Origin of the sequence: uncultured Lactobacillus sp., from assembly GCF_947367125.1 — a bacterium.
Classification (GTDB): domain Bacteria; phylum Bacillota; class Bacilli; order Lactobacillales; family Lactobacillaceae; genus Lactobacillus.
The window spans coordinates 1-5,490 of the sequence record NZ_CANBCQ010000062.1; the positions used below are offsets into that span (position 1 = coordinate 1).

At 37.4% G+C, this 5,490-nt stretch carries 4 protein-coding genes, 1 rRNA gene and 1 pseudogene; 2 read left to right on the forward strand and 4 right to left on the reverse strand.

Going from position 1 to position 5,490, the window contains the following annotated elements; genetic code table 11:
• The 4 genes and pseudogenes from Q0Y84_RS11885 to Q0Y84_RS11900 form a co-directional block, all read right to left on the reverse strand.
• Positions 1-334, reverse strand: a 16S ribosomal RNA gene (locus tag Q0Y84_RS11885); the annotation flags it as partial.
• Positions 335-904: 570 nt separating this feature from the next.
• Complete coding sequence (gene serS, locus Q0Y84_RS11890) at positions 905-2,212, reverse strand: serine--tRNA ligase (RefSeq protein WP_297954027.1); 1,308 nt, start codon at positions 2,210-2,212, stop codon at positions 905-907.
• A 225-nt stretch (positions 2,213-2,437) separates the two neighbouring features.
• Positions 2,438-2,990, reverse strand: a pseudogene (locus Q0Y84_RS11895) (GNAT family N-acetyltransferase).
• Positions 2,990-3,595: a TVP38/TMEM64 family protein gene (locus tag Q0Y84_RS11900; protein ID WP_297954030.1), complete on the reverse strand. Its 606-nt coding sequence runs from the start codon at positions 3,593-3,595 to the stop codon at positions 2,990-2,992. The pseudogene Q0Y84_RS11895 and the gene Q0Y84_RS11900 overlap by 1 nt, the downstream one beginning before the upstream one ends.
• Positions 3,596-3,754: 159 nt before the next feature.
• Here Q0Y84_RS11900 and Q0Y84_RS11905 point away from each other — a divergent pair, with 159 nt between their 5' ends.
• Positions 3,755-4,549 (forward strand): alpha/beta hydrolase, encoded by a 795-nt coding sequence (locus tag Q0Y84_RS11905; RefSeq protein ID WP_297954032.1) that lies wholly within the window; start codon positions 3,755-3,757, stop codon positions 4,547-4,549.
• Positions 4,550-4,551: 2 nt separating this feature from the next.
• Complete coding sequence (locus tag Q0Y84_RS11910; RefSeq protein WP_297954035.1) at positions 4,552-5,412, forward strand: helix-turn-helix transcriptional regulator; 861 nt, start codon at positions 4,552-4,554, stop codon at positions 5,410-5,412.
• Positions 5,413-5,490: the final 78 nt, after the last annotated feature.

Below are 5,490 nucleotides of genomic sequence, written 5' to 3' on the forward strand. Positions count from 1 at the left end.
GGCCGATCAGTCTCTCAACTCGGCTATGCATCATTGCCTTGGTAAGCCGTTACCTTACCAACTAGCTAATGCACCGCGGGGCCATCCCATAGCGACAGCTTACGCCGCCTTTTAAAAGCTGATCATGCGATCTGCTTTCTTATCCGGTATTAGCACCTGTTTCCAAGTGGTATCCCAGACTATGGGGCAGGTTCCCCACGTGTTACTCACCCATCCGCCGCTCGCTTTCCCAGCGTCATTACCGAAGTAAATCTGCCAGTTCCGCTCGCTCGACTTGCATGTATTAGGCACGCCGCCAGCGTTCGTCCTGAGCCAGGATCAAACTCTCATTTTAAAAAGTTTGAATGATTGCTCATTCGATTATTTAAGATCTTTGTCTCAAATTTATTGCTTGCGAATTGACTTCGCTTCTTGTTTGGGTTTTTACACCCGCACACTTTTAGCGAAACTTTGTTCAGTTTTCAAAGTACTACCTCTGTCTTGCCTTGAATAAAGCAGACAGCTTTTATATTTTATCAAATCATCATTTCTTTGTCAAGAACTTTTTTGATTTATTTTTTCGTCGTCTCACTCAAGCTTTCTTGCTCTCGCCTGACGACATTTAAATATATTACACGCACTTTACCCATTCGTCAAATTTTATTTTTTGTTCGAACTAATACCGGAACACAAGGACGCGTTGTAACTATAACTTTTATATACAGTTCATATATATCTATCATTTCCTTTTATTGTTTGCAAAATCACCAATATTGTTCGCGTTTTAACACTTTTTCGTGATTTTTAGCGTAAAATTTTTCCAAAAAATTTTGTTTTTTCACTTTTTTTGCCTAAATAGTTGTTCTGACAATAAAAAAGACCTAATAGCGAATTGCTCTTAAGCCTCTTTTTTATAGAATTACTATTAAATCAAACCTGCTTCTTTAGTGATCTTCTTCATACCATTCATGTAAGGTACTAAAACATCAGGAACAGTTACCGAACCGTCTTCGTTTTGATAGTTTTCCAAAATTGCAGCTACACAACGACCAACTGCCAAACCTGAACCGTTCAAAGTATGAGCTAAGTGAAGCTTGCCATCTTCATCACGGTAACGAATTTGAGCACGACGAGCTTGGAAGTCAGTACAGTTAGAACAACTTGAAATTTCACGGTACTTGTCTTGTGCTGGCATCCAAACTTCAAGGTCGTAAGTCTTAGCTGAAGTAAAACTTGCATCCCCAGTTGACAAAGCAACTACATGGTATGGCAAGCCTAATTTTTGCAATAAGTGTTCAGCATTATGGGTCAATTTTTCAAGTTCATCCCATGATTCATCAGGTTTACATACCTTAACCATTTCAACCTTGCGGAATTCGTGCATTCTGATCAAACCACGAGTATCACGACCAGCTGACCCTGCTTCACTTCTAAATGCTGGTGACAATGCAGTTACGTTAATTGGCAACTTGTTTTCATGAATAATTTCATTTCTGAAGTAGTTTACCAAAGGAACTTCAGCAGTTGGAATCAAAGTCAAATCACGTGGCTTATCTGGATCATCATTATCTACGATAGTGTATACGTCTTCGTGGAACTTAGGGAATTGACCAGTTCCTTGCATTGATGCATCGTTTACCAAGTATGGTGGGATAATTTCGGTATAACCATCTTTAGTGTTTTCATCTAAGAAGAAGTTAAAGACAGCACGTTCCAAAAGTGCACCTGCACCAATGTAGTAAACAAAACGAGCACCAGAAACTTTAGAAGCACGGTCCCAATCCAAGATACCTAAATCAGTACCAATATCCCAGTGTGCCTTGGGCTTAAAGTTAAATTTAGTAGTTGGGTGCCACTTACGAACTTCTTCATTGTAGCTATCATCTGGACCGATTGGGTCTGAATCAGCTGGGAAGTTAGGCAATCTAAGCAAGATGTAATTTTGCTTTTCAGTTAATTCAGCAACTTCCTTGTCTAAATCTTTAATTTCCTTACCTACTTCACGCATAGCTTGAATTGCATCGTTAGCATCTTCTTTGTTGCGCTTTTTTTCAGCAATTTGCTTGGAAACATCGTTACGCTTAGCCTTTAATTGTTCACTCTTAGTCAAATCCTTACGACGCTTAGCGTCAATTTCAACTAATTCATCCAATTCTTCTGGCTTAATGCCACGTGTAGCCAACTTTTTCTTTGACCAATCAAGATTCTCACGAATCACTTTAATATCAAGCATATAAAACCTCCGTAATATGCAAAAAAAGAGCCGAATCATCCCTTCGTTGGGACGAATCGGCTCTTACACGGTTTCGCGGTACCACCCATCTTCAGTCACTGAGACTGCACCTCTTAATAGACGAATAACGACGTCAAACCGTGCAACTATTAATTGCCCACATTATTGAAATCTGGAAACGACTATGCATTCACTTACACCAACCGTGAACTCTCTGAAGCAGTCTTAGGATTTCGTGTTTTCATCCATTTTAAGCCATTCTTCTTTTTTGAGCAAATAATATTTTTCTTTAAATGAAAAAAAGTGCACTAACTTGGGTGTAGTCAACGGTATAAACATATTGAAAGCCCAATGTTTTAAGCAATTTCCGTGACTTTTCATTATCAGAAAAAGTTCCAGCCCAGATTTCCAACTGCCCTTTTTCATTAAAGGCATAATTCAAAATCAATTTCAACGCTTCAGTCATATAGCCGTGGCCTTCAAATGCTTGATCAAGTAAAAAGCCAACTTCCTTAGTCTTCAATAAACCACTTTTTTCATCTAATCCACGTTCATATAATTCCACTAAGCCAATCACTTCATTATTTTGCCGTAAACAAATAACGTAACTTTCAGGACGAGCCATATACTGCTTAACCCCATTAACTGCCTCGGTTAAATTATGATATTCTTCAAAACCAGCCATCTTGTGATACCGCGGATTGATGCCCCATTTTAATAATTGCTGTGCATCTTTTTCTTCAAAAGGTCTTAGATAGATTCTCTTAGATTCTAGCATTAGTTACCCATTAGCCTTAAAAGCCACTTGGCACCAAATTGCAAGCCAAAGCTATAGGCCGCAATTGTCCAAGGCTTACATAAAATAATAATCCAAAAATACGTAGAAAACTTCATTCTGGTCAATCCAGCTAACAGACAGAGCACATCATCAGGAGCCGCTGGCGCGAGAATACACAAGGCGAAAAACCAATTAAACTTTTTTTGATTTTCTGTCCATTTCATATATTTATCGAGCGTTTCTTCCGAAACAATATGCAAAATAAACGGACGACCATAATGTCTAGCCAAAAAGAAGTTAATAATCGATCCAATACAAATCCCGACATAATTATAGATAAAGCCAGCAATTGGGCCGAAGAAGACCACGCCCCCCAGCAAAGATACCCCGCCGGGAATAATTGGAATTACCACTTGAACAATCTGAATTAAGACAAATACAATTGGACCAATAATTTTCTTATCGGCTAAATAAGCGCGCATTTTCGCTTGATCAGTAAAAATACCCAAACGATACCAATAGATTACTAGTAAAACAATAAGTACCCCGCAAATGATTGTTGCAATATTGATTAATTTTCGACTAGCTTTAGCTGATAAATGCATTTTCTCGCCTTCCCTCATCGTGTTAGTAGTTATAATTTTAACAAAAATCTGGCTAACATACTTCAAACATGCAAAGTAAAAAAAGTTTCTATTATTTTAGCTCTCTAAACAGATAATATATAATGAAATCGACAAGTTTTTCAGAAAGGTAGGTATCCTATGGTTGTAATTAAAAACAATATTATTTTTGACAAAACAAAAGAATTAGGAACTGATATTTATTATCCTAATGATACTTCTTCTCAAACCAAAATTTTAATCTTTTGGCATGGTGGTGGTTGGTTCCGCGGCGATAAAGAAAGCGTCAAAAATCTAGGAATTCGCTTTGCTAACGCGGGCTTTATGACCTTTATTCCAGATTACTCATTAGCACCTAAATATCATTTTCCTGCTGCTCATGAAGATGCATTGCACTTTGTCGACTGGCTACTAAAGTCTGAATACACCGATCAAGATGATATTAAGAATATTGTTCAAATTGGTGCTAGTGTTGGTGGAGAAATGGCAATTGAAGTTGCTGGCAAGTACGGCTTTCCTACCGTTACTTGGTCTGCTCCAGTTGAATATTCTAATTGGATCAAAAATCATCAGGACCTTAAGGCATCCCCAGATGCTGCTAAAGAACTCGGATTTACTGATCCTGCACAAATCAGACAATCTTTCTATAAATACTTCACTTTAACTTATACCGGTACTGAAGATGAAGCTGTTTTAAAGAAATTAGACGCTACATCATTTGGCTATAGTCATCTTAAGCAGTTAATGATGATTAATTCCGCAGACGAATTAACCCCTTTAACTACAGTACTTGATTTTGTTAAATTTTTGGCTGACAAAAACTTAGGTGTACAATTACTTGTAATTCCTGGTCACGGCCACGCAATGGCTTATGGTCCAGATTATGTAGATGAATCACTCGACTTTTTATATCAAACTATTAAGAGACAAAATTAAGCATGATTAATATTAAAAAATTCGTTCAGATCAGAAAAGAACTAAAATTATCACAAACTAAGCTTTGTAGTGGTATCTGTACTCAATCAACCTTAAGTAAATTCGAAAATAACGGTCAAGTACCCTCTTTCAAGATCTTAAAGCAGCTTTGCGAGCGAATGACTATCGACATTAGCGATATCATGAACAATAGTGATCACAAGCAAATCGCTCACATGCTATTTGAAGCTGACTTTGCTTTTATTAACTTCAATTACAGCAAAATTTTAAATTTACTTTCCCAAATTAATGAAAAAACAGATCTAAAATTGCAAAAAGACAAAGTCCACTACCGTTTCTTACGCGGCCAATACGCTTTAAAAAGCGATCGCAATGAAATGAGCGCCCTATTTTACTTTAATGATATTTTGACTACAGAGGATTTACCTAAAAATGATATTTATCGCCTACTGGCGCTAAACGGCTGCAGTCAGATTTATGCCAAGCAAGGTGAAACAGAAAAAGCAGAACACTACTATAGCCAGGTTTTGGATAATATTATGAATGTCGAAATCGATAATCTTTTAACGACAATGCATGCCTTAAGTATTCTTTGTGATGCTGGCGAATTTTATGGCAAACGGAAAATGTATCGTGAATCTAATGCACTACTGCGTTATGCCTACAAGATTGGCACGGAGAAACATGCAATCTTCTATATGGCTCGAATACTTCTGCGACAAGCTCTCAATGACATCGAGCAAGTAAAAAGGAAGGAAATCATTAGCCAGCATTTGCATGATGCCTGTGCTTTTGCCCGAATTAACCGCAACACGATTACCTTAAATCAAGCCAAAAAATTATTAAAACAGTTAGACGACTAACAAAAAGTGTCTGGGAAAAAACTAGCTCCTAGACCATAATAATAGGACGATCAAAATTCTTAAGTGAGTTTTGATCGT